General features: G+C 34.2%; 24 protein-coding genes. 6 read left to right on the top strand and 18 right to left on the bottom strand.

The window, feature by feature from the left end:
• Nucleotides 1-78 precede the first annotated feature (78 nt).
• A complete protein-coding gene (murI, locus tag FNW17_RS02800; RefSeq protein ID WP_144070821.1) occupies nt 79-855 on the top strand; it encodes a glutamate racemase in 777 nt (258 codons plus the stop codon).
• 15 nt (nt 856-870) lie between these two features.
• Here murI and FNW17_RS02795 read toward each other — a convergent pair whose 3' ends face one another.
• Together FNW17_RS02795 and FNW17_RS02790 are read right to left on the bottom strand one after the other, a co-directional pair.
• Nucleotides 871-1,383, bottom strand: coding sequence for a gamma carbonic anhydrase family protein (locus FNW17_RS02795; protein ID WP_143390649.1), 513 nt, complete (start codon nt 1,381-1,383; stop codon nt 871-873).
• A gap of 33 nt (nt 1,384-1,416) precedes the next feature.
• A complete protein-coding gene (locus FNW17_RS02790) occupies nt 1,417-2,415 on the bottom strand; it encodes a PorP/SprF family type IX secretion system membrane protein (protein ID WP_143390650.1) in 999 nt (332 codons plus the stop codon).
• Between the two features lie 152 nt (nt 2,416-2,567).
• Here FNW17_RS02790 and FNW17_RS02785 point away from each other — a divergent pair, with 152 nt between their 5' ends.
• The 4 genes from FNW17_RS02785 to FNW17_RS02770 all read left to right on the top strand — a co-directional run bounded on the left by FNW17_RS02785 (nt 2,568) and on the right by FNW17_RS02770 (nt 6,916).
• Nucleotides 2,568-3,467 carry a NifU family protein gene (locus FNW17_RS02785; protein WP_143390651.1) on the top strand — a complete coding sequence of 300 codons (900 nt, stop codon included), beginning with the start codon at nt 2,568-2,570 and terminating at the stop codon, nt 3,465-3,467.
• A 48-nt stretch (nt 3,468-3,515) separates the two neighbouring features.
• Complete coding sequence (locus tag FNW17_RS02780; RefSeq protein ID WP_143390652.1) at nt 3,516-5,531, top strand: thioredoxin domain-containing protein; 2,016 nt, start codon at nt 3,516-3,518, stop codon at nt 5,529-5,531.
• Nucleotides 5,532-5,581: 50 nt separating this feature from the next.
• Nucleotides 5,582-6,013: a YtxH domain-containing protein gene (locus FNW17_RS02775; protein ID WP_185964814.1), complete on the top strand. Its 432-nt coding sequence runs from the start codon at nt 5,582-5,584 to the stop codon at nt 6,011-6,013.
• A 75-nt stretch (nt 6,014-6,088) separates the two neighbouring features.
• Nucleotides 6,089-6,916, top strand: a complete 828-nt coding sequence (locus tag FNW17_RS02770; RefSeq protein WP_143390653.1) for a mechanosensitive ion channel family protein — start codon at nt 6,089-6,091, stop codon at nt 6,914-6,916.
• 5 nt (nt 6,917-6,921) lie between these two features.
• Here the strand turns inward: FNW17_RS02770 and tsaB are convergent, their stop codons facing one another.
• From tsaB to FNW17_RS02735, 7 genes are all read right to left on the bottom strand, one after another.
• Nucleotides 6,922-7,590 (bottom strand): tRNA (adenosine(37)-N6)-threonylcarbamoyltransferase complex dimerization subunit type 1 TsaB, encoded by a 669-nt coding sequence (tsaB, locus tag FNW17_RS02765; RefSeq protein WP_144070820.1) that lies wholly within the window; start codon nt 7,588-7,590, stop codon nt 6,922-6,924.
• Nucleotides 7,591-7,724: 134 nt separating this feature from the next.
• Entirely contained in the window at nt 7,725-9,011 is a 1,287-nt protein-coding gene (locus FNW17_RS02760; protein ID WP_144070819.1) for an efflux RND transporter periplasmic adaptor subunit, read from the bottom strand.
• Nucleotides 9,012-9,017: 6 nt separating this feature from the next.
• A complete protein-coding gene (locus tag FNW17_RS02755) occupies nt 9,018-10,454 on the bottom strand; it encodes a TolC family protein (RefSeq protein ID WP_144070818.1) in 1,437 nt (478 codons plus the stop codon).
• A gap of 81 nt (nt 10,455-10,535) precedes the next feature.
• A complete protein-coding gene (locus tag FNW17_RS02750) occupies nt 10,536-11,651 on the bottom strand; it encodes an efflux RND transporter periplasmic adaptor subunit (RefSeq protein WP_144070817.1) in 1,116 nt (371 codons plus the stop codon).
• Nucleotides 11,652-11,694: 43 nt separating this feature from the next.
• Nucleotides 11,695-12,960, bottom strand: a complete 1,266-nt coding sequence (locus tag FNW17_RS02745) for an ABC transporter permease (RefSeq protein ID WP_144070816.1) — start codon at nt 12,958-12,960, stop codon at nt 11,695-11,697.
• Between the two features lie 2 nt (nt 12,961-12,962).
• Nucleotides 12,963-14,207 carry an ABC transporter permease gene (locus FNW17_RS02740; RefSeq protein ID WP_144070815.1) on the bottom strand — a complete coding sequence of 415 codons (1,245 nt, stop codon included), beginning with the start codon at nt 14,205-14,207 and terminating at the stop codon, nt 12,963-12,965.
• On the bottom strand, nt 14,200-14,901 hold the full coding sequence (locus FNW17_RS02735; RefSeq protein ID WP_144070814.1) for an ABC transporter ATP-binding protein: 702 nt from the start codon (nt 14,899-14,901) through the stop codon (nt 14,200-14,202). Before FNW17_RS02735 ends, FNW17_RS02740 begins: the two co-directional genes overlap by 8 nt.
• Nucleotides 14,902-15,070: 169 nt before the next feature.
• Here FNW17_RS02735 and FNW17_RS02730 point away from each other — a divergent pair, with 169 nt between their 5' ends.
• A complete protein-coding gene (locus tag FNW17_RS02730; RefSeq protein WP_144070813.1) occupies nt 15,071-16,480 on the top strand; it encodes a DUF4403 family protein in 1,410 nt (469 codons plus the stop codon).
• A gap of 93 nt (nt 16,481-16,573) precedes the next feature.
• Here FNW17_RS02730 and FNW17_RS02725 read toward each other — a convergent pair whose 3' ends face one another.
• From FNW17_RS02725 to FNW17_RS02685, 9 genes are all read right to left on the bottom strand, one after another.
• Entirely contained in the window at nt 16,574-16,885 is a 312-nt protein-coding gene (locus FNW17_RS02725) for a hypothetical protein (RefSeq protein WP_394344360.1), read from the bottom strand.
• Nucleotides 16,878-17,417, bottom strand: a complete 540-nt coding sequence (locus tag FNW17_RS02720) for a DUF420 domain-containing protein (RefSeq protein ID WP_143390669.1) — start codon at nt 17,415-17,417, stop codon at nt 16,878-16,880. Before FNW17_RS02720 ends, FNW17_RS02725 begins: the two co-directional genes overlap by 8 nt.
• Before the next feature lie 2 nt (nt 17,418-17,419).
• Entirely contained in the window at nt 17,420-18,106 is a 687-nt protein-coding gene (locus tag FNW17_RS02715; RefSeq protein ID WP_144070812.1) for an SCO family protein, read from the bottom strand.
• A gap of 12 nt (nt 18,107-18,118) precedes the next feature.
• Nucleotides 18,119-18,760: a hypothetical protein gene (locus tag FNW17_RS02710; protein WP_144070811.1), complete on the bottom strand. Its 642-nt coding sequence runs from the start codon at nt 18,758-18,760 to the stop codon at nt 18,119-18,121.
• 77 nt (nt 18,761-18,837) lie between these two features.
• Nucleotides 18,838-19,188, bottom strand: a complete 351-nt coding sequence (locus tag FNW17_RS02705) for a cytochrome C oxidase subunit IV family protein (RefSeq protein WP_143390672.1) — start codon at nt 19,186-19,188, stop codon at nt 18,838-18,840.
• A 19-nt stretch (nt 19,189-19,207) separates the two neighbouring features.
• On the bottom strand, nt 19,208-20,185 hold the full coding sequence (locus FNW17_RS02700) for a cytochrome c oxidase subunit 3 (RefSeq protein ID WP_143390673.1): 978 nt from the start codon (nt 20,183-20,185) through the stop codon (nt 19,208-19,210).
• 42 nt (nt 20,186-20,227) lie between these two features.
• Nucleotides 20,228-20,815, bottom strand: coding sequence for a cytochrome c oxidase subunit 3 (locus FNW17_RS02695; RefSeq protein WP_143390674.1), 588 nt, complete (start codon nt 20,813-20,815; stop codon nt 20,228-20,230).
• Between the two features lie 2 nt (nt 20,816-20,817).
• Nucleotides 20,818-21,720, bottom strand: coding sequence for a heme o synthase (gene cyoE, locus FNW17_RS02690; protein ID WP_126563107.1), 903 nt, complete (start codon nt 21,718-21,720; stop codon nt 20,818-20,820).
• A 621-nt stretch (nt 21,721-22,341) separates the two neighbouring features.
• Entirely contained in the window at nt 22,342-22,557 is a 216-nt protein-coding gene (locus FNW17_RS02685; RefSeq protein WP_144070810.1) for a hypothetical protein, read from the bottom strand.
• Nucleotides 22,558-22,858: the final 301 nt, after the last annotated feature.

Raw genomic sequence — 22,858 nt, 5'->3', positions numbered from 1 at the left:
CTAATTTTTTTGGTTGAGCGTTTTTTTTATAATATCAATTTTTAGGTTTTTAAAAAAGATGCAACTAACTTTGTTACTATGGATAACAATAAACCTATAGGAATTTTTGACTCAGGCATTGGAGGAACTTCTATATGGTCCGAAATTCATCAGTTACTTCCTGACGAAAAAACTATTTATCTAGCCGATAGCAAAAACGCTCCTTATGGTCAAAAATCTAAAGCCGAAATAATAGCTTTGAGTTGTAAGAATACCGAATTTTTGCTCGATATGGACTGCAAATTAATTGTTGTAGCTTGCAATACCGCCACTACAAATGCTATTCAGGAATTACGAGCAAAATACAAAGTGCCCTTTATCGGAATAGAGCCTGCGATAAAACCAGCTGCAACTCATTCGAAAACTCAAACCATTGGAATTTTAGCAACTCAAGGAACTTTAAACAGTGAGCTTTTTAATAAAAATGTCGAAAAGTTTCATAACACAAAAATTGTAGAACAAGTAGGTCACGGATTTGTGCAACTTATTGAAAAAGGTGAAATAAATTCGCCTGAAATGACAACTCTTCTTAAATCCTATCTCACACCAATGATTGAGGCAAACATCGATTATCTCGTCTTAGGATGCAGTCATTACCCCTATTTAATACCCCAAATCAAAAAAATTCTTCCTGCTCACATCCAAATCATAGACTCGGGAGAAGCAGCGGCTCGCCAAACTCAAAATGTTTTGAAGAAAAAAGTGGGATTGTCAAATCTAAAAAATAGAGAACCCCTATTTTATACTAATTCTGACCCAAAAGTACTTTCAGAAATTTTAGGAAACCAATATGAAGTAATCGAAAAAAATTTCTAAGGAATTAAATTATTCTTAAGTTTTGTACCAACCGGAATACATCACATAATTATTGGCAATGCGCTCAATTTCTCCGGCGAAATCTGATTGATCAATGTCTTTTACCTTTTTTGCTGGAATTCCAGCATAAATACTACCCGATTCAACTACTGTATTTTGAGTCACAACAGCACCCGCAGCAATAATCGAATTACTATTTACAACACAATTATCCATAACAATAGCACCCATTCCTATTAAAACATTGTCGTGAATCACACATCCGTGAACCATTGCATTGTGACCAATAGATACATTGTTCCCAATAATTGTAGGGTGTTTTAGGTAAGTACAATGAATAATGGCTCCATCTTGAATATTTACTTTATTTCCAATGGTTATAAAATGAACATCACCTCTAACCACAGCATTAAACCAAACACTACAAGAATGTCCAAAGATAACATCGCCAACAATAGTAGCATTTTCAGCCACATAGCAATCCTCAGGAATAATAGGTGTTTTTCCGTTTACAGATTTTATTAGCATTTTATGGAAATTAAAATTGGATAAATTTAAAATCTAATTAATAGCAGGACAATTACATTCGTATTTTTCGCGCTTGCAAAACAAATCGATTCCCAAAGTAATTTGATGAAAGCCCCCGGTGTCAAAATTCACATCGCCAGAAAGATAAGAATACGTATAGGCAAACATAAATTTATTGTAATTGATTCCAAAAACTGGCGATAAGTATTGCAGTTTTTGAGAAGAAACCCCACTACCACTAAGATATTCTGAACCATCAAAACTTGTACGATACGATAAAGCTGCCCAAAGCCTACCAAAATCGAAGCTCTTGTAAGCTTTCATATTGATGTCAATCGATTTTTCTTTGGTTTGATCTACAAGTTGAAACATCAGAGATGGCTCCCACAAAATTTTGTCTCTATCCCCAAAAACATAACCAGCACTAAATAAATATCTTCTCAAATTAGTACTTTCGTACTCTGTGTAAATTTTTCTTTTTGTTTCAATCACATTTTGAATAGTTCCGTGAACATAAAAATCAAGATAATTATAGGAAGCACCTAAGTCAATATTAAAATAAGAAGCATCTTGAACAATAATTCCGTTCACAATTGGATCAAAATCTCCGGATTGCAACCACTCTGTTTCATCTAATTGGCTTTGGGAAAAATCAGCACTCATACCAAATGACAATTGATTCAAATCGATATCATCTCTAGAAAACATAAGATGATGCGCATAAGTTAATTTTGCGCCTTTTTGAGAGTGATATCCGTTTTTGTCATTAAAAAGAATAATTCCAAGACCAGATTTCTCGCCCGCTCTTCCATTATAACTTAAGGTCTGAAGTGCTGGAGCATCTGTCTGGTCAAACCATTGTTTCCTTGCAGTAAGTCTTATTTTGTCGCAATTTGCTGCCCCAGCCATCGAAGGATGAAGCAAATAATAATTATCCGATAAATAATCTGAATAGACAGGAATTCCTATTTGTGAAAAGGAATTATGTGCTATAAAAAATAGAACTATAAAAATCTTAAATTTATCGTACATTCAAAAAAAATTACATTTAAAATGGGGCAAACGATTAAAAAATAATTATTAATCAACTTAAAACGTTATATAAGTTAATTTATTCTTTAAAAAATCAAATATAGTTAATAGTAGAAAATATCTTTGTTAAATTTGTAAAAAATTAAAAAATTATGTCAAAAATAGCTATTAAAGAAACGCAAAACGCAAGTATATTAAAGTTCGAATTCGAAGATTTTATCACACAGAATGAAAGTTTTGAATTCAAAAACATTGATGAGACCAAAAATTCTCCTCTCGCACAGCAATTATTTTATCTGCCATTTGTAAAAACAGTTTACATCTCGGGAAATTTCATTGCCATCGAAAAATTCAGCATTGTAGAATGGGATGATGTAAAAGATGCTGTAGCGGAACAAATCGAAACCTTTGTAACCAATGGCGGAATAATCATTACACCATCTGAAAATAAAGCGCAAAAACAACCGATAACCGTTTATGGCGAAACTACTCCAAATCCGGCTGCTTTGAAATTTGTGGTAAGCCGAATGTTGACCAAAAGCCCTGTTGAATTCAAAAATATTGATGATACAGCAGCTTCTCCATTGGCAAAAGAATTATTCAAATTTCCGTATGTAAAAGAAATTTTCATCGATGAAAATTATATTTCGGTAACCAAATATGAAGTCAACAACTGGGACGAAATCACATTGGAATTAAGAACTTTTATCAAACAATACATCGAAAACGGTGGAACAGTTCTTGACGAAAGTATCATCGTAGCCAAAGCTGAACAAGAAAAAACGAAAACTAAAGAGTTCGATAATCTTGATGTTACCTCGCAACAAATCATCAACATATTAGAAGAATATGTAAAACCAGCCGTACAAGCCGACGGTGGAAATATTGCTTTTGAATCGTATAACGAAGCCGACAAAACCGTGAAAGTAGTTCTTCAAGGAGCTTGCAGCGGTTGCCCTTCATCAACATTTACCCTAAAAAGTGGTATAGAAAATATGCTAAAAAGCATGCTTAACGACGAAGACATTAAAGTTGAAGCCATAAACGCTTAATATTTTAGATTTTAGATTGCAGATTTCAGATTGATTAAAACTTAAAAAATGAATTTACTTTCTCAAGAAACCAGCCCGTATTTGCTGCAACACGCCAATAATCCTGTACATTGGAAAGCTTGGAATACCAATTCATTGGACGAAGCCAAAGAAAAAAACAGTCTAATTGTCATAAGTATTGGTTATTCAGCTTGCCATTGGTGTCACGTTATGGAACACGAAAGTTTCGAAGACCAAGAAGTGGCCGATGTTATGAATACAAATTTCGTTAATATCAAAGTCGATCGTGAAGAACGTCCTGATGTAGATGCGGTTTATATGAAAGCCATTCAGCTTATGACTCGTCGTGGCGGTTGGCCCTTGAATGTGGTTACACTTCCTGACGGAAGACCCATTTGGGGCGGAACGTATTTCAGAAAGGAAGAATGGATACAAACTCTTGGCCAATTGCAAGAAGTATATCTATCAAATCCTGAGAAAGTGATTGATTATGCCGAAAAATTGCATGAAGGGATTCAATTATTGAGTATTATTGAAAATAAAAAATCGGAAACTACAGTAAATCAAGAAGACTTAATTCCTTTAGTCGAAAAGTGGAAAGAAGATTTTGATTGGGAATTTGGTGGAATGTCAAGATCACCAAAGTTTATGATGCCCAATAATTATCATTTTTTATTGCGTTTTGCTTTCCAAAAAAATGATATGAAATTGTTCGATTTTGTAAATCTCACCTTGACAAGAATGGCTTACGGAGGAATTTTTGACACAGTCGATGGAGGATTTTCGCGTTATTCAGTAGATAATAAATGGCACGTTCCTCATTTTGAAAAAATGCTGTACGACAACGGCCAGTTGATTTCCTTGTATAGTGATGCTTTCAAATTGACCAAAAAACCGTTGTACAAAGAAGTCATCGAAAAAACGATTTCTTTCGTCGAAAGAGAATTAATGAATCCCGAAGGCGGTTTTTATTGCGCCCTCGATGCCGATAGCTTAAATCCTGAAAATCATCTCGAAGAAGGTGCTTTTTATGTTTGGAAAATCCCTGAATTGAAAACCATTATTGGCGATGATTTCGATTTATTTAGTCAGGTTTTCAACATCAATACCTTTGGATTGTGGGAAGACGGAAATTATGTTTTGATTCAAAATAAAAGTCTGGACGAAATTGCAAAAAACAACAATATTACCCTTTCGACACTTCAAAAAAAGAAACTATTCTGGGAGCAAATCCTTTATATTAAAAGAGAAAAACGTTCAAAACCAAGATTAGACGACAAATGTCTAACCTCTTGGAACGCCATAATGCTCAAAGGTTTTGTTGACGCTTACAAAGCATTGGAAAATGAAAATTATCTCGTTTTAGCCCTTAAAAATGCTAATTTTATCATTAAAAATTTGTGGTCAAACGAAGGGAATTTGTTCCATAATTACAAAAACGAGAAAAGCACCATCAACGGTTATTTAGAGGACTATTGCTTTGTAATTTCCGCCTTTATTAGTTTATACGAAGTAACATTCGACGAAAAATGGCTTCACTATGCCAAACAATTAACAGATTATAGTTTGGAACATTTTTATGACGAGAAATCAGGATTTTTTGCCTTTACCTCCAATCTGGATGAAGCCCTAATAACATCACATTTCGAAACTGAGGACAATGTAATTCCAGCATCGAACTCGGTTATGGGAAAAAACTTGTTTCTGTTGAGTATTTATTTTGAAAACTCCTATTACGAAAAAGTAAGTCAAAGAATGTTGCAAAATATTATGCCAAACATACAATATCCGTCTGCTTATTCGAATTGGATGGATTTGACTTTGAATTATTCCGAACAAAATAAGGAATTGGCGATTTGCGGAGAATCAGCATTGGTATATTGCAGCAAAATAAATGCATTATACTTTCCAAATGTAGTTTTGGCTGGAACCAAAAAAGTTTCGACTCTTTCCTTTTTGAAAGACCGATTTGTTGCCGATCAAACCCTTTTTTATCTTTGCCAAAACCGTACTTGTTTAACTCCTACTGATGATTTTCAGAAAATTGTTAGTAATTTAATTTAACTTAAAATAAAAATGCTTACTATTGCTAACTAATTAAAAATCAAAAAACTATGGGAGTATCATCATTTTTTAAAAATCTATTTGGCAAAGCCAATATAGATGTAGATTCGATAGCCGATCAAGCTGAAACTATGGCAACCGATGCCTTTGCGAAAGCAAAAGAAGCCACAGCACCACTTGTGGACAAAGTGGAAGATTTTGCAGAAATGGCCAAAGAAAAAGCAAAAGAATATATTCCTGCTGCCAAGGAAGCAATAGAAAACGCAATAGAAACCGTAAAAGAAAAAGCTAGCGAATATGCAGATAAAGCTGAAGAACTTGCCAAAAGCACTTCGGAAACTGTAAAAGAAAAAATAAGCGATTTAACTTCCGAAGCTGTAACGACAACAGAAGCTGTAGCGGAAAAAACAGTTGAAAAAATTGAAGAAACTAAAGCTGTAGCGGAAGAAACAGTTGAAAAAATCGAAGAAGACAAAAAATAATTATTTAAAATTTATAAGTATATTTGCTTTGTAAACCAAAACCTTCTCCATTGAGAAGGTTTTTTATTAAACAAAATGACAGTTAACACAGAAAACATTGCCAATTACGCAGAAACTTTCATCAAAGTTTTAATCGATTATTCTCCAAAATTGATATCGGCATTTCTAATTCTATTTGTAGGCCTTTACGTAATTCGAGTAATCAACAGGCTCATTCGAAAAATAATGATAAAAAGGGAACTTGACCCTACTTTGACCAAATTTCTTGCCGACATCCTGCTTTGGGTTTTGAGAGTGTTGTTGTTTGTAACTTTCATTTCCAAATTAGGAATCGAAACCTCATCCTTTGTAGCAATCTTAGGGGCGATGGGACTTGCCGTAGGTTTGTCGCTTCAAGGATCGTTGTCAAATTTTGCTGGAGGAATGCTGATTATACTATTCAAACCGTTCAAAGTAGGCGATACGATTGAGGCTCAAACTATGATTGGAACTGTTAGCGAAATACAAATATTTGTAACTAAATTAATCAATGCCAACAATCAGACGATTTTTATTCCAAATGGTTCCTTGTCCAACGGTATTATTACCAACTATTCGATGCAAAGATTTCGAAAGGCCGATTTGACCATTTCGATTTCTTATGACACTGAAATCAAGAAAGCTAAAGATATTATCACTGAAGTTTTAAAAAACAACCCAAAGGTACTAAAAACTCCCGAAGCAGAAGTATCTGTAAAGCTATTGACTGATAGCTCGATTCAACTCGCCGTCAGGCCTTGGGCAAATAACGAAGATTTTGGTGCTGTTTTCTCTGAAACTTTGGAGAGTTGTAAATTGGCTTTTGACACTGCAGGAATTGTGATTCAACCTTTTGTGAAAGAGTCATCCGCAAAAAACAATTAAATTATTTATTTTTTCGAAACTGTCATCATAAAATCCTTCAAATAATACGGTTCAAAGTAGGCGACATCTACAAAGTCATTTTTTTGATATTTATCAAAACTCAAAAAGCTCATTTCTTTTGCTGATGGATATTTAATTTCTTCCAAGAAAATAAAGTTTTCTTTGGTCAAGACAGTCTTGCCTTTTTCGGCACAATCACCTACAAAATAAAGGGTTTCCCGCAAATTTTCGAAAGAGCTTTCGGTGATTACTTCGGCTTGAACGGCTCTTTTGTTTTCGAAATTTGGAGTAAAAATAGCGCTATAGACTTCCATTCTTCGGGCATCTAGCATTGGAATAATCAATCCGTTGGAAACCTTGACTTGCGATGCCAAAACTTGCAAAGTATCTACTGCAATCAAAGGAATTCCCAAAGCATAACACAAACCTTTTGCGGCAGAAACCCCAATACGCAATCCGGTGTAAGAACCTGGCCCTTGACTCACAGCAATCGCCGATAAATCTTGGAAAGTTATTTCCGATTCCTTGATAATTTCTTCAATAAAAACGTGCAAACGTTCCGCATGAGAATAGCCTTCTTCGGCAATTTCTTTGCATAGAATAGTTTTTCCGTCTCTTGCCAAAGCAACAGAACAATTTTTGGTAGCGGTTTCGATGTTGAGAATGTAAGACAAGGTTTGAAGTTAGAGGTTAGAAGTTAGAGGTTTGAAGTTAGAGGTTAGAAGTTAGAAGTTAGAAGTTAAAGGTTAGAGATTATAAGTAGGCAGTAAGAACTGAATGCTAAAAACTGATTATTGCAAACTGAACACTATTTTTTTTCTTCTACTTTATCAATAGTTACTTTATCGCCAGAATTCAAATCCTTCGAAACGGTTGAATAAGGTCCCGTGATAACAACATCACCTTTTTTGAGTCCAGTAAGAACTTCAATATTCGTATCGTCCTGAATTCCTGTTTTTATGATTCGGATTTTGGCTTTATCGCCTACTTTTACAAAAACACATTCTAGTTTTTTGTCGCTTTTTGGGGCAGCTTTTTTCTCGTCTTCGTCTTCCACTTTAAATCCTTTTACGGCTGTCGTGTCTGATTTGACCACTACTGAACTAATTGGCACAGCCAAAACGCTAGCTCTTGTTTTTGTAATAATATCAACCGTTGCGGTCATTCCTGGTCTAAAAGGCGAATAAGTCACCGGTTTCCCTTCTAATAAATCTTGATACGATTCTTTCAAAATTCTAATTTTTACTTTAAAATTGGTTACTTGATCCGCTGTCAAAGTAGAACTCGCCGAATTGGAAATACTCGTTACAATGCCTTTGAATTGTTTTTTCAAATAAGCATCCACCTCAACCTTAGCTTCGTTACCCACTTTTATTTTTACGATGTCATTTTCATTTACATCGACTTCCACTTCCATATTATTCAGGTTGGCCACACGAAGAATTTCGGTTCCCGCCATTTGTTGGGTTCCTAAAACTCGTTCGCCCAATTCCACGTTTAGTACCGAAATTGTTCCATCGGCTGGCGCATAAATCGTGGTTCTGCCAAGATTGTCTTTGGCTTCATTTACAGTTGCCGAAGCACTTTGCACATTGAAATAAGCAGATTGTTTGCTGGCTTTGGCAACTTCAAAACTCGCCACTGTTTTGTCCCAATCCGATTTGGAAATAATTCCTTTATCAAATAATGTTTTGTTTCTGTCATAATTGGCTTTGGCTTCTTTAAAGGAAGCATCGGCTTGGCTCAAATTTGCTTTAGTTCCAGATAAATTAGACAGGGTACGATTGTATCCTGAAGTGTATAAATCTGGATTTATCTTTACTAATAAGTCTCCTTTTTTGACCACTTGTCCTTCGATTACATTCAAAGCTATAATTTCACCGGAAACTTCTGAGGATATTTTCACTTCAATTTCGGGCTGAATTTTCCCAGTTGCCGAAACAGTTTCGACAATAGTTGTAGCGTTAACATTGGTAATTTCTACCGATTTTCCTTTGTCTTTATTACCAATAACACCCGATTTAGAAAGTATAATTAACAATCCAATGATGGCAACGGTCGCTCCAATTAATATATAAATAGTTTTCTTAGACATAATAAATTAGTTTTTTATGATTGGAATTCCAAAGTAGAATTCTAGTATTTTTATTTTGAAAATATAGTCGTATTTGGTTCTTAACACTTCTGATTGTGCAACGGTATATAATGTTTGCGATTGATTAAAATCGAAAGAATTCATCATTCCAACTGCATATTTTTCTTTGGCATAATTATAAGCTTCTTGTCTCGCCTCTAAAGCAGAAAGGGCAGATTCATAAGCATTCAAACCACCTTTGGCATCTGTAAAGGCTGTGTAAACATTTCTTTGCAAAGTTAATTCTTCTTGTTCAACTGCAATTTTTGATTTTTCTAAACTTACTTTCGAACGTTCTACATTATTTCTTACTGACCAACCATTAAAAATTGGGATTGCTAGTTGAACTCCAAAAGACTGTCCTTTATTATCTATAAATTGGTCCTTAAAAGTAGGCGAACTTCCCAATACAGGAATTGAGTTTGGAGATAACACGTTTTGACTTGTTCCTTCAACAAATCCAATAACAGATGTTGGATTGGATAGGTTTGGCACAAATCCAGAAATTACATCAGCATACGAAATTCTCGTATTAATATTATAAAATCCTTGTAAAGTTGGCTGAAAACCTCCTTTGGCGATGGCTAGATTTTTTTCGGAAATTTCTAAATTGGTTTTGGCAATTTTCAATTCTGTTCTTTGCTCTTTTGCTTTGTCGTACACAGCAATTGGAGTTTGAGCCAATATGTTGTTTTCGTCTTTGGCCGAGGTATTATCGGTCACGTCAAAATCATAAAACTCTTTCAACTGTAACAATTGAGCCAAGCTCAATTTAGAAATTAACAGTGAATTCTCTGCCGCAACCACTCTTTGACTATCCGAAGCTACAGTTGCTTTTATGTCTAACAAATCTCCTTTAGGAACGGATCCTGCTTTTACTAATTCTTCGGAACGAGACAATTGTTTTTCGTTTATGGCTCTTTGTTCCTGTTGCACTTTCAAATTTTCTTTATTGAAAAGTACTTGCAAGAAGGCATTGGCAACATTTAACGCTACATCTTCCTGCATTTTTGTCAATTGATATCTAGCCGCAACAATCGATAGATTTGCTCTACGAAGCGTATTTTGATTTTGCAAACCTTTATAAATATCAAAACCAACACCGACTCCAAATGAGGAATACTGTGTAGTTTGATTTCTTAAAAGTCCCGTTGTTGGGTCTTGATTTAAACCAATATTCCAAGAGTGGTTTGCATTAGAATTTAAAGAAGGAATAAAATTTCCAATAGCACCTTTTTTGTCAATGTCTGCCGTTTTAGTATCTAATTCAGTTTGTTTGATGGAGATATTGTTATCTATAGCGTATTTTATACATTCTTCTAATGTCCATTGTTTTGTTTGAGCCTGAATCGACAAGCTAAACAGCAGGATAATAACGAAAGGGATATAATTAATTTTTTTCATATTATTTGAATGAAAGCGTAGCAAAGGTACTACACAAATTTAACATTTATTTGAAATTCTATTTGTTTTTAGGAGAAAAATCTAAGGTTTTGGTTCGTCTGCTTTCAAACCTTGATTCCAAACTTTAATTTTATCCGAAGATTTAATTCCGCTTTTCACTTCTACATAAATCCCATCACTTACACCCAAAACGACATCTTTTCTTTGAAACTTTTGTGTTCCGGTAACAATCTCAACATAAGGTTTTTGTGTTTTTTTGTCAAATTGGATTAATGATTCTTTCAAGGATTGAACTTTATCTGCTTTTTCTAAAATAATAGAAGCATTGGCACTTAATCCTGCTCTGATAAATGTATTGTCTCTATTGGTCAAAGTTGCTTTTATTTCAAATTGAATGGCGCCATTTTCGGTTTTTCCTTTTGGAGCAATGTAAGTCAAAACGGCTTCAAATTTTTTGTTCTCAATGGCTCCAACAGTAATTTCGATGGGCATATTCAGTTTTATTTTCCCTACTTCAGATTCATCTACTTTACCCACAAATATCATTTTTCCGATATCGGCAACACTCGCGATGGTTGTTCCTTCGTTGAAATTATTACTTTCGATTACTTGATTCCCCACTTTTACAGGAACATCCAGCACCATTCCGTTTACTGTTGAACGAATTGTAGTATTGGCATAACTTCCCAGTCCAGAAGTGGTTCCAGTTTTTGCAATGTCATAGTCCTGCTTTGAAGCTGAATAATTTTGCTTGGCCTGTTTGTAAGCCACTTGAACCGCATCAAAATCATTTGCAGAAATAACACCTTTGTCGAATAAAGTTTTTTGTCTTTGGTATAATTTCTCTTGATTCTCCAAGTTTATTTTGGCTGTTTGAACTTGGTTTTGAGTGTTGCTCAAATTAGACACATTAGCAACCACTTTTATTTTGGCTATCATATCGCCAGCTTTTACAGATTCGCCAGCTTTGATATAAACCGCTTCTATGATACCCGATATATTAGGTTTAATTAATACTTCTTCATCAGGAACAATATTTCCGGTTGCAAGAGTGCTTTTAATAATGGTTTTTACTTCTACTTTATCCGTTTCAAAAACGATTGGTGATTCTTGGTTTTTGGCGTATAAATAATACAAAGCCCCGAAAAAAACTATCGCTATTAGAATCAATACGGTTATGGTTACTCCTTTTTTCATTTTACTATTTTTAGTCGATTATTATTGTTTTTTGATTGATTTATTATTCTGTTCGTAAAGCATCTATTGGTTTAACATTTATGGCGGTTTGTGCGGGAATTAATCCGGCTAATAATCCAGAACCTACTAATATAAGTAAAGCAATAAACACTACCGTCAAATCAACACTTGGATTGATAAACATCATTCCATCGGTAGGCATTGTTGCTAAAATCATATTAAGTATCGCCAATAATCCTGTTGCCACAGCGATTCCAAACATACCTGCTATTATGGTTAGAAAAATGGCTTCTAATAATATTTGAGATCGAATTGCGCCGGGTGTTGCGCCTAAAGCTCTTCGTATTCCGATTTCATTTGTCCGTTCTTTTACAACAATTAACATAATATTTGAAATCCCAATTACACCAGATAACAATACTAAAGTCCCAACAAAATAGGCAATAAATTTTAGCACCATAAACAATTGTTGCACTTTTTGAAACTCTTCGAACAAATCAAAATTACCAACAGCTCTTTCGTCATCGGGATGAATAGAATGTCTTTCTCGCATAAAGGCTAAAATTCCCGGTTTGAGTGCAGTTATGGAAGCATCGTCTTTTGCTGTTAGTGCCATCCAACCCACTGTATCCCCAAAATTAAACGCTTGTTGAAAAGTGGTAAACGGAATGAATATGTTTTTTTGAGCACCTTCGCCATTTCCTCCATTATTTCCTTTGGATTTATACACTCCAACTACCATAAAATTGACTCCGTTTATTTTTATATAGGTACCAATTACTTCTTCGGCATTCAAATACAATTCTGTAATAACTCCTTTACCAATTATTGCCACTTTACGTCTCGAGACTATATCTTGTTGATTGACAAAACGGCCTTTGATAATTTCCATTTGCTCTTGCTTGATCAACTCAGGATAATCTCCATAAATGGTATAAGCTCCAGTTTTCGTTCCTCGAACTACGTTACTCACCCCATTAAAATCACCTAATTGATTGCGAGGAGAAACATATAAAAGGTCTGGGAATTTTTGTTTTAAGGCTTCAACATCATTGTTCTTGAAATCGAATGGTCTAGTTTTAGGCAATCCTTTGTATGCTTTTGAGGTGCCTTGAGTCCACATAAACATGGTATTGGTTGCGATTCCGTCAAATCCTTTTTTGACTCCATTTTCCAATCCGTTAGAAGCAGCCAATAAAATGACTAAAATAAATATACCCCAAAACACTCCAAAAGCTGTCATGAGCGTTCGAAAAGTATTGGCAGTTAATGCCTCCAAAATTTCATTCCATTTTTCTCTATCAAACATAATTATTCGTCTCTAAGTGCTATAATAGGTTTAATTTTTGCAGCACGATACGCTGGAATAAATCCCGCCAAAGCTCCCGCAATCACTAAAACTATTAAGGTCGATATGGCTACAGTAAAATCTACTTGTGGATTCCTAAAATATTCACTTTCTGCCTGAGGACCTACTAATTCAAGTAAAGCTAAACCTGTCAAAAGGCCCATAAAACCAGAAATAGTGGTTATAAATATAGATTCGTGCAAAATCATGATTATAATGGAAAGTGGTGAAGCACCAAGCGCTTTTCGAATGCCAATTTCCTTAGTTCGTTCTTTTACTATAATCATCATAATGTTACTAACTCCAACTACACCAGCGATAATAGTACAAATCCCAACCCACCAAAAGAACAAGCGGATATACAGATTCAAATCATAAAACTTTTTGGCTTCAATAACTGAATTATTGATTCCAATAGCGCTTTCGTCATCAGGAGCGACTGAATTTTTACCTCTTAGCAAAAGGCCTAAATCTGTAGAGAATTTAGTCGCTTCGGCGACAGCTTCTTCATAACTATCTTTCTTTTTTAAAGTATAAAACAAAACACTTACTTTATCTCCTACTCCATACACTTGTTGCGTAGTAGATAATGGCAAGTACACCCGACCTTCTTCCCTCTCACCAGCTGGATCAGTAAAAACCCCAACCACCTTAAAATTGATATTATTTATTGCTATTTTTTCTCCAATAGGATCTTTTCCCTTAAATAAATCTAAATTAATTTTTTGACCAATCACTGCCACTTTTTCAGAATTAATCAAGTCATTAGCATTTACAAAACGCCCCTTAACTACAGTAGCATTTTCAATGGCTAAATAATCTGGATTTACGCCACGATATTGGTAATTTCCAGACTCTTTTCCATATACAATACTAGCTCCCCAAGCATTATAAGTTGCACCATTTTTATCAAATAAATCACCATATTTTTGAACTGAAATATCATAATCACTATTTCGAAATTGAATGTTTCTACCTGGATTCATTCCCTTATAAGCCTTGGTAGTTGTGCCAGACCAAACTTCAATAATTCCAGCAGCATCACGCTCAAACTGTTTTTCAATTCCGTTTTGCAACCCTTTTCCAACTCCAAGAAGAATAACTAAAATAAAGATCCCCGAAGCCACAGAAAGTCCCGTGAGAAAAGTTCTCAGTTTGTTTTTGGCGATTGCCTCAAATATTTCTTGCCAGCGTTCTATATTAAACATAAGAAGAAGCTCTTACTTGTTCTACAAATTTATCGTCGATGATTATTCCGTCTTTTAAGACTACATTCCGTTTGCACATGGCAGCAATATCAGGTTCGTGCGTCACAATTAAAATGGTTTTTCCTTCGTCATTTATTCCTTGTATCAATTCCATGACTTCATAAGAAGTCAAAGTGTCCAAAGCTCCTGTTGGCTCATCAGCTAATAAAACTTTAGGGTTTGATGCCAAAGCTCTTGCAATAGCCACACGTTGTTTTTGTCCTCCAGAAAGTTCATTGGGCAAATGGTGCGAATGGGATGCTAGACCCACTTTCTCTAAATACCGCATCGCAATTTCGTTACGCTCTTTTCGCTTCAACCCTTGATAATACAATGGCAGAGCCACGTTATCTAAAGCACTTTTATAATTAATTAGATTGAAAGATTGAAAAACAAAACCAAGAAATTGATTTCGATATCGAGAAGCGATAGTTTCGTTTAATTTTTTGATAGGCACATTGTCCAAAGTATAAAGTCCTGAATCGGCTTCATCCAAAATCCCAAGAATATTCAATAACGTAGATTTTCCTGAGCCTGACGATCCCATAATCGCGACCAACTCACCTTCTTTGATATTGAAATTGATTCCTTTTAGCACGTGCAATTCCGAACCTCCTACGGTGTACGATTTATGTAAGTCTTTAATTTCAATCATTTTAGATAATTTTAAACAAATTTAGGAATTCTTTAATTTTAATTTTAACAAGAAAATGTTAAACGTTCCATACTATTTTTATATAAGACCTAATTTCTATAAATATGTTACAGCCTAAGCCTAAAAATATATTTGTTTTGTTAATTTTGTTGAATCAAATTAAAATAAAATGTTCAAATTTCTTTCCGTCCTAGTTGTTTTTCTAGTAGTTTTCTTAATATCTAGTTGTTCTTCAACTAATAAAATAGCAGCACTAAAACCAGAACCCGACAATGCCGACCCATTGGTTTATGAAAACGCTGTTTCCTATATTAATTTACCTATCAGTGTAAAATTGAAAGACGTTGAAAATCAAACCAACACACTCTTGAATGGTTTAATTTACGAGGACAATAATATTGAAGACGATAATATAGAAATGAAAATTTGGAAATTGGCTCCAATAACAATCGAAAGTGACAAAGAAAGCGCCACTGGAAAAATAAAAACAATTTTACCTTTGAAAGTCTTGTTCAAATATAGAATTGGCACCAAAACTTTAGGTGTGGATTTATATAACACTAAGGAATTCAATCTTAACGGAGTGGTTACTTTGATGAGCGACGTGGCTTTGACCAATTGGAAACTCATAACCAAAACTGAACTTAAATCGTTAGATTGGAACGAAAGCCCAACGATGGTTGTTTTTGGAAAAAATGTTCCCGTTACTTATGTTATGACTCCTGCAATCAAGCTTTTCAGAGCAAAAATAGAGAAGAGCATTGATGGTGCGATAGAAAAATCGATGGATTTCAAGCCTAATGTTTTAGCCGCTTTAGAAAAAATTTGCACTCCATTTCAAATGAGTGAAGCTTATGAAAGTTGGCTCCGAATAACTCCCATTGAAATTTATTCGACCAATGCCGTACTCAAAAACGATTCTTTTTTGATGGACATGGGAATGAAATGCACTATGACTACATTAATAGGAAAACAACCAGAATCAAAATTCGATGCATCAAAAATTGTCCTAAAGCCGGTAACAAAAAACCCAAACCAAATCACAGCAAACATTGCTGCAGTTTCCACTTTTGCAGAAGCTTCAAAAATAATGACCAAGAATTTTGCTGGACAGGAATTTGGCTCTGGAAGCAAAAAAGTAAAAGTTCAAAAGGTGGACATTTGGCATAAAAATGACAAAATGGTTATTGCGTTGGATGTTTTAGGAAGCGTAAATGGAACAATTTATTTAACAGGTTTTCCGCAATACAACGAACAAACAAAAGAAATCTTTTTTGACAAATTGGATTATGCCTTAGATACCAAAAATAAATTAATGCGAACCGCCAATTGGCTTGTACAAGGGCTGGTTTTAAGAAAAATTCAGGAGAGTTGTCGCTATTCTATCGTTGCAAATTTAGAAGAAGGAAAACAAAATATGGCCGCTTATTTAAAAAATTACTCTCCAATGCCGGGCGTTTTTGTCAACGGAAAAATGGATGATATTCAATTCGAGAAAATTCAACTTACTAATAAAGCTATTATTGCTTTCATAAAAGTTAAAGGGACAGTGAATGTGTCTGTGGATGGCTTGAAGTAATCCCTTCCCCAGCTCTCCTCGAAGGAGATGAGGCGATAATCGAAAAGTATGATGATTTTGTGAATTAGGAATTTCAAATTTTCATTGAAATTGTTATTGCTTATTCTTTTTTCGCATTCGATACACATAATATCCAATTCCAGCAACAAGCAAATACGGAATCACCATCAAGTAAACGATACCATCATTTACAGCTTCGGCTTTAACCTTATTGCCTTCACCCGCCAGAGCAGCACGACACATAGCGCATTGAGCATAAGATGAAACTCCAAAAAAGAAAAAACAAATTCCAAAAAAGAAAGTCTTTAATTTGGAATTTGTTTTTCCAACTTCCATCTTCCCTCTTCCAGCTCCCAACTTCCAACTTCTAAATTCTAAATTCTCACTTCTAAATTTACTAAACATAATAAGGGGAAATCATTAAATAAACCACGACACCAGTTACAGCAACATACAACCAAATTGGGAATGTGATTTTAGCAATTTTTTTATGCCTATCAAAACGTTCTGCCAAAGCTCGAACATAAGTTATCAATACTAATGGAATAACTGCAATAGACAAAATGATATGGGATATTAAAATGAAGAAATACACCATTTTTATTGAACCTTCACCACCAAATTTTGTCGAATCTGTAGTCATATGATAAGCAACATACATCACCAAAAAAGCTACTGAAAGTGCAATTGCCGAAGTCATCAACCGTTTGTGAAGTATTCTGTTTCCGTTTTTAATAGCAAAAACACCTGCAACCAATACTAGAGCTGTAATTCCATTTATTGTAGCATAAATTGGTGGAAGAAACGGAAGTGGCTCCACATTGTAGCCAAGATCTTTTAGCTTAACAGTAAAAAGCAGTGCAACCACAACCGGAATTAAGATTGACACTCCTACAATAACCTTACTGAATTTTTTTTCTAATGAATTATTTTCCATGTTTATTCTTTTAATAAAATTGCGATATCTTGTTGAATGTCCCTAACTCCTGTTTTTTCTAAACCATCATAATATAAAATCGGGTTTCCGTATTTGTCTCTTCGGCAACGAATGTCACCATTTTTATCAATCAAGGCAAACAATCCCGAATGTTCAAACCCTCCTTTTGCTTTGTTATTCTCTCCTGCATAAAGATTGAACCCTTTGTTCGAAAGATCAAATATATAGGTTTTATCACCTGTCAAAAAATTCCAGTTCGAAGATTTTACGCCTAATAATTCCCGATGTTCTTTTAAAACTTTAGCAGTATCATGTTCAGGATCGATAGTAATAGAAACAATTCCGAAATTAGGATTACCAAAGAAGGTTTTTTCTATTTGTAACATACTTTGGTTCATCTTCGGACAAATAGTAGGACAGGTCGAAAAGAAAAATTCTAAAACATAGACTTTACCCTTATAGGTTTCATTAGTAACCTTGATATTATCCTGATTGACCAATTCGAATTTTGGAGCTGGACCAATTTTCACCAAACTTTCATTATTTGAATTAGAATTAGAAATTTTGTCCAACCGATCTCCTTTTACAATTTCGTTGTTTTGAAAACGGTCGATAATTTTAGGAATGACATAGATTCCGAAAACCAAAATGATGAAGGATATCCCGATATAAGATTTATTTTTGAACATTATTTCTATTGTTTAAAGTTTTTTTGTAGCATTATGATTTTTCTTTAAAGCTGCACGATATTCGTAAAGAATAACTTTGAAATCGTCCAGCATTTCGTTGCTCAATTCAGCAGGATGAAAAGTGTTATACCCTTCTTTATACCCTTTTTTTTCTTTTCTTCCGCGAAGATTTCTTTCCTTATCAACAATATATACGTTTGGAGTTCCAAAATCTGAATCCAAATTTCCAACAAGTTTTAGCTGGTCGTAATAGGTTTTGATTTCATCTGGCGATGTAAAAACAAAATGCCATTGACTAACATCTGTAGAAGCGCTTAAGGCATCGATAATGGTCTGTGCATCCCCTTGGGTTCCCAAAGGACAAATAACCACAAATTGAAGATCTTTGAATTCGTGATAACGCTGATAAATTTTTGCGTTAAGATTAAAAAAATTGCCTCTATTTTTTAGAATATTGGTTCCCGAAAAACCAAGAATAGTAATTTTGTTATCAAGACTGACTTTCTCGTTTTTCAGCGATTTCCAATTGCCAAAATCGGCGACTTTTGGAGTGATTATTGGTAATTTTGTAAAACTGTTTACCCCTGATGCGAAAAAAAGATAGGCAACAATGGGTAAAACAAAAAGAACGAAGAGAACAATGTTTTTTTTCATAATAGAAGCAACAGAATAATGTACAAAAATAAAAAAAGGCACGCAATGCGCACCCTTTTTATTGAATTAATATTTTGTTAAAAATTCCACTTGATGGTAGAATTCTTAAAAACCTCGAAAATATAATTTCCTTCTATCAAAAGAATGAAAAGTAAATAAATAATCAAAAATATAAAAGGTAAAATAACAGCATATCTTAAAGCCGATTTTTCGCCTTCCATGTGCATGAAAGCATATACTATATAATATGCTTTAACCAAAGTTAAAATAATAAAAATCCAGTTTAACAAGTTCAAGCCTAATAAACTATTGTTGTGCAAAATTCCTGGCTTAATAATTCCTAAAATTACCTCAACAATTGTTATTAAAGACAAATATCCAAAAACTGTCCAAATTCTTTTTGTGTTAGAAACGTGTGCGTGTGACATAATAATACCTTTTTGTGAATTAAACTAGATAGAAAACTGTGAATACAAAAACCCAAACTAAATCAACAAAGTGCCAATAAAGCCCAACTTTTTCAACCATTTCATAACTTTTTCTTTTCTCGTATGTTCCAAGTAACACATTAAAGAAAATGATAATATTAATAATAACTCCAGAAAATACGTGGAAACCGTGAAAACCTGTGATAAAGAAAAAGAAGTCAGCAAACAACTTACTGCCATATTCATTTCTAGTCAGATTTGCACCTTCTACGACTAAACTAGCGTCTTTCAAACGCGATTCAGACTCGCTTCTAGTCAGCACTGTTTTTTTCTTATTGGCATCTATCATCTCTGTTCTTACCAAAATATTTGGATGTGCTTTGAAACCTGCTTGAACTTCGGCAACGGAATAGGATGGCAAAGTAGGCTCATCCATGAACCATCTTCCTTTATCTCGTGTCAATTGTTCTCTTTCTTCTGGCAGCGTTGCAGCAAAATCAGCAAGTGCTACTCTTTTTCCATCTGTATCAACAAACTGAAGTAAACTTCCTCCTTTGGTTTCAACAGCGCCAAATTCTCCTTTTATAAAGTTTTTCCATTCCCAAGCTTGTGACCCTACGAATATTAAACCACCAATAATGGTCAAAAACAAATAAATGACTACTTTGTCCTTTTTCATTTCGTGACCAGCATCAACAGCAAGAACCATTGTTACGGATGAAAAGATCAAAACAAAAGTCATAAATGCTACATAAAGCATTGGCTGAGGGTTTCCATGCATGAAAGGAAAGTGCGTAAACACTTCATCAGCTAAAGGCCAAGTTTCAATAAATTTAAATCTTGAAAATCCATAAGCAGCAAGAAATCCTGAAAATGTTAATGCATCTGACAGGATAAAGAACCACATCATCAATTTGCCATAACTGGCACCTAAGGGCTGGTTGTCGCCGCCACCCCATACTTTTTCTCCACTATTCGCAGTTGTAACTGTACTCATAAAAATATTTTAATTAAAAGTTTCCAAATCTACAATTTTTTCTTATTCAAAGAAAAATAAAAATAAAAATAAATAAATCCACAATAAATCTAGGAAGTGCCAATACATAGCACCTAGTTCAATGCCTAAAGTTTGTGTTGAATTGTATTTATGTTTCAATTGTTTAAATATAATAATAAAAAGAGCGATTAATCCGCCAGCAAGGTGCAACAAGTGAACCACCGTTACTATGTATAGAAATGTTGTTGTAATGGAACTTTCGGCTCCAGTAAAATAATAACCACTTTCTACAATTTGTCCAAAACCTACAAATTGCAACACCACAAATAAAATCCCTAAAGCTAAAGTGGCTAAAAGAAATGTTGTTGTTAATTGTTGCTTGTCCTTTTGAATGGCTTTTTTAGCCAAATGAAAAGTGATGCTACAACCAATAATTACTATCGTACTGTAATAAAAAGCTGTTGGCAATTGAAAATCCTTCAACCAATCGGCTCTTGATTTACTCACCACAAAAGCACTAGTGAGGCCAGCAAACATCATAATCATACTGATCATAGCAAACAACAACAACAATTTGTATGATCTTGCTGTTCTTGATTTATGCTCTTCGGCGGTCATTGTAGTTGTCATATCTATCTTAAAATTTTGTCAAATATATAAATTAATTGCAATAAAGTAATATAAGAGACACTTACTAACATTAAAGTTCTCGCGGCTTTGGTAGTTCTTGACTTATACAATTTCACTGCATAAAAAAGCATCCAAAGTCCTAGCAAAAAGACCAAAACTGCCGCCACGGGCGAAATAAATAATTGTCCGGTATAACCTAATGACGGCAAAAGTGTAGCTATAATTAGCCAAACTGTATATAATATGATTTGCAAAGCCGTTCCGTTATCTTTTTTTCCTGTTGGTAACATAAAGAAACCTGCTTTTTCATAATCTTCGTATAAGAACCAACCGATTGCCCAGAAATGAGGAAACTGCCAAAAAAACTGAATTAAGAATAGGGTTCCAGCTTCGATGCCAAAATTACCCGTTGCCGCAACCCAACCCAACATAAAAGGAATCGCTCCGGGAATCGCTCCCACAAAAACCGACAACGATGTCACCGTTTTCAGAGGCGTGTAAATACTCGTGTATAAAAATATTGAAATCGCTCCAAACATAGCTGTTTTTGGATTGATGGTGTAAAGCAACACAATTCCGATAAGAGTAAGAATGCTAGCAATGACCAAAGCGACATTCGGAGACATTCTTCCTGCGGGAACGGGACGATTCTTGGTTCTATCCATCAAGGCATCGAGGTCTTTTTCGATAACTTGATTGTAAGCATTCGAAGCGCCTACCATACAATAACCACCAATGGCTAGCTTAAGCAAAATTGTCCAATCTAAAGAAAGAATATCTGGAACTCCAAGCAAAAATCCTGCTATTGACGAAAAAACAACACTAATAGCTAAACCCGCTTTTGTGATTGCTTTAAAATCAATATAAATGGATTTTATGGAAATGGAATTGGGTGTACTATTCAAAGTTTGCTTGGTTTGTTTTTTAAAACTTTTGCAAAAGTAGTTTATCAAAAGGGATTAGGCAAAAAACAATTCATAAAAAAGGAATTTTGTCATTTCATATTCAAAATGCTTGTTAATTGCTTTAGTTTTCCAAAAATAATTTTGGATTATTGATTCTTTGAAATACAAATCCTCCAAGTAAAGGAATGAATAGTAGGGATTTTTAGGATTTAACGCAAACTAAAATGGCTTTACGTATTTTAGTTATGTCTTCGATGGTCTTATGTTTTAACCTTAACGGAATGGTCTGTATGACCGAACTGCCATTTTTTAATTTTATTTTCAAAACAAAGCGTTTATAACTATACAATTTTATTACACCGACAAAAACCAAAAACAAGGGCGAAAACGCAACCAATGTTAACCCAAAAATCCACAATGAGAGTAAAACTATACTTAAAGACACCACAACAAATAACAAAACATATTGTATTGGAGTTTTTTTTACTTTAATATATATTTGGTTAATTTCTGAAAACGGAATTTCTTTTGGCTCTTTCGACTTAAACTTCAGAATCACTCCTTTTTCACCGATAGTTATTTTTTTGAAATTGTTTACAATCATAATTCATACAGATTTCTTTAAATTAAATCTTTTCGGTTTTCAGACGGCAATTGTTTTTTACAAAACTCCGTCATTTTATCGTAGAAATTCCCTGTAATGGGATACTTCCTTTTTACTAATTCGTCGTGAGCGATTACAACCGAATTTGAATCGTACTCTTTCCAAAAGAAAATCACATAGCTCAAATCCAAGCTAGATATTTTTTCTAAAGATTCGTTTTCGATAGTTTTCATTCTATAATTTGTTATTTTGACACAAACTTAAAGTCAATAAAATTAACTTCCTTACGGTTTTCCTCATTTTGGAAGATTTTTTTAAAATAAAAAAACCACAACTTTTGGGGTTGTGGTTGCGATTTTAACTTTTGAAAAATTGGAAGATTTTCGAGATTGAGATTTATTTAAAAAATTGCTTTTAGAAAGTATATTGCAAATAATATTGCAGATAGAATAATCAAACCTAAAGATTTTATGGAAGATTTACAATAATACTTATCATAATCGGTTAAAGGCCCCATATTTTTTTTGCTTTTTA

The organism is Flavobacterium franklandianum (assembly GCF_007097365.1).
Lineage (GTDB): Bacteria > Bacteroidota > Bacteroidia > Flavobacteriales > Flavobacteriaceae > Flavobacterium > Flavobacterium franklandianum.
This window is presented reverse-complemented; position numbering and strand designations above follow the sequence as displayed.

Excerpts from the sequence above, each read along its gene's own strand:
- murI (WP_144070821.1), top strand. The coding sequence starts at position 79 with ATGGATAACAATAAACCTATAGGAATTTTTGACTCAGGCATTGGAGGA.
- FNW17_RS02795 (WP_143390649.1), bottom strand. The coding sequence starts at position 1,383 with ATGCTAATAAAATCTGTAAACGGAAAAACACCTATTATTCCTGAGGAT.
- FNW17_RS02790 (WP_143390650.1), bottom strand. The coding sequence starts at position 2,415 with ATGTACGATAAATTTAAGATTTTTATAGTTCTATTTTTTATAGCACAT.
- FNW17_RS02785 (WP_143390651.1), top strand. The coding sequence starts at position 2,568 with ATGTCAAAAATAGCTATTAAAGAAACGCAAAACGCAAGTATATTAAAG.
- FNW17_RS02780 (WP_143390652.1), top strand. The coding sequence starts at position 3,516 with ATGAATTTACTTTCTCAAGAAACCAGCCCGTATTTGCTGCAACACGCC.
- FNW17_RS02775 (WP_185964814.1), top strand. The coding sequence starts at position 5,582 with ATGGGAGTATCATCATTTTTTAAAAATCTATTTGGCAAAGCCAATATA.
- FNW17_RS02770 (WP_143390653.1), top strand. The coding sequence starts at position 6,089 with ATGACAGTTAACACAGAAAACATTGCCAATTACGCAGAAACTTTCATC.
- FNW17_RS02760 (WP_144070819.1), bottom strand. The coding sequence starts at position 9,011 with ATGTCTAAGAAAACTATTTATATATTAATTGGAGCGACCGTTGCCATC.
- FNW17_RS02755 (WP_144070818.1), bottom strand. The coding sequence starts at position 10,454 with ATGAAAAAAATTAATTATATCCCTTTCGTTATTATCCTGCTGTTTAGC.
- FNW17_RS02750 (WP_144070817.1), bottom strand. The coding sequence starts at position 11,651 with ATGAAAAAAGGAGTAACCATAACCGTATTGATTCTAATAGCGATAGTT.
- FNW17_RS02745 (WP_144070816.1), bottom strand. The coding sequence starts at position 12,960 with ATGTTTGATAGAGAAAAATGGAATGAAATTTTGGAGGCATTAACTGCC.
- FNW17_RS02740 (WP_144070815.1), bottom strand. The coding sequence starts at position 14,207 with ATGTTTAATATAGAACGCTGGCAAGAAATATTTGAGGCAATCGCCAAA.
- FNW17_RS02735 (WP_144070814.1), bottom strand. The coding sequence starts at position 14,901 with ATGATTGAAATTAAAGACTTACATAAATCGTACACCGTAGGAGGTTCG.
- FNW17_RS02730 (WP_144070813.1), top strand. The coding sequence starts at position 15,071 with ATGTTCAAATTTCTTTCCGTCCTAGTTGTTTTTCTAGTAGTTTTCTTA.
- FNW17_RS02725 (WP_394344360.1), bottom strand. The coding sequence starts at position 16,885 with ATGTTTAGTAAATTTAGAAGTGAGAATTTAGAATTTAGAAGTTGGAAG.
- FNW17_RS02720 (WP_143390669.1), bottom strand. The coding sequence starts at position 17,417 with ATGGAAAATAATTCATTAGAAAAAAAATTCAGTAAGGTTATTGTAGGA.
- FNW17_RS02715 (WP_144070812.1), bottom strand. The coding sequence starts at position 18,106 with ATGTTCAAAAATAAATCTTATATCGGGATATCCTTCATCATTTTGGTT.
- FNW17_RS02710 (WP_144070811.1), bottom strand. The coding sequence starts at position 18,760 with ATGAAAAAAAACATTGTTCTCTTCGTTCTTTTTGTTTTACCCATTGTT.
- FNW17_RS02705 (WP_143390672.1), bottom strand. The coding sequence starts at position 19,188 with ATGTCACACGCACACGTTTCTAACACAAAAAGAATTTGGACAGTTTTT.
- FNW17_RS02700 (WP_143390673.1), bottom strand. The coding sequence starts at position 20,185 with ATGAGTACAGTTACAACTGCGAATAGTGGAGAAAAAGTATGGGGTGGC.
- FNW17_RS02695 (WP_143390674.1), bottom strand. The coding sequence starts at position 20,815 with ATGACAACTACAATGACCGCCGAAGAGCATAAATCAAGAACAGCAAGA.
- FNW17_RS02685 (WP_144070810.1), bottom strand. The coding sequence starts at position 22,557 with ATGAAAACTATCGAAAACGAATCTTTAGAAAAAATATCTAGCTTGGAT.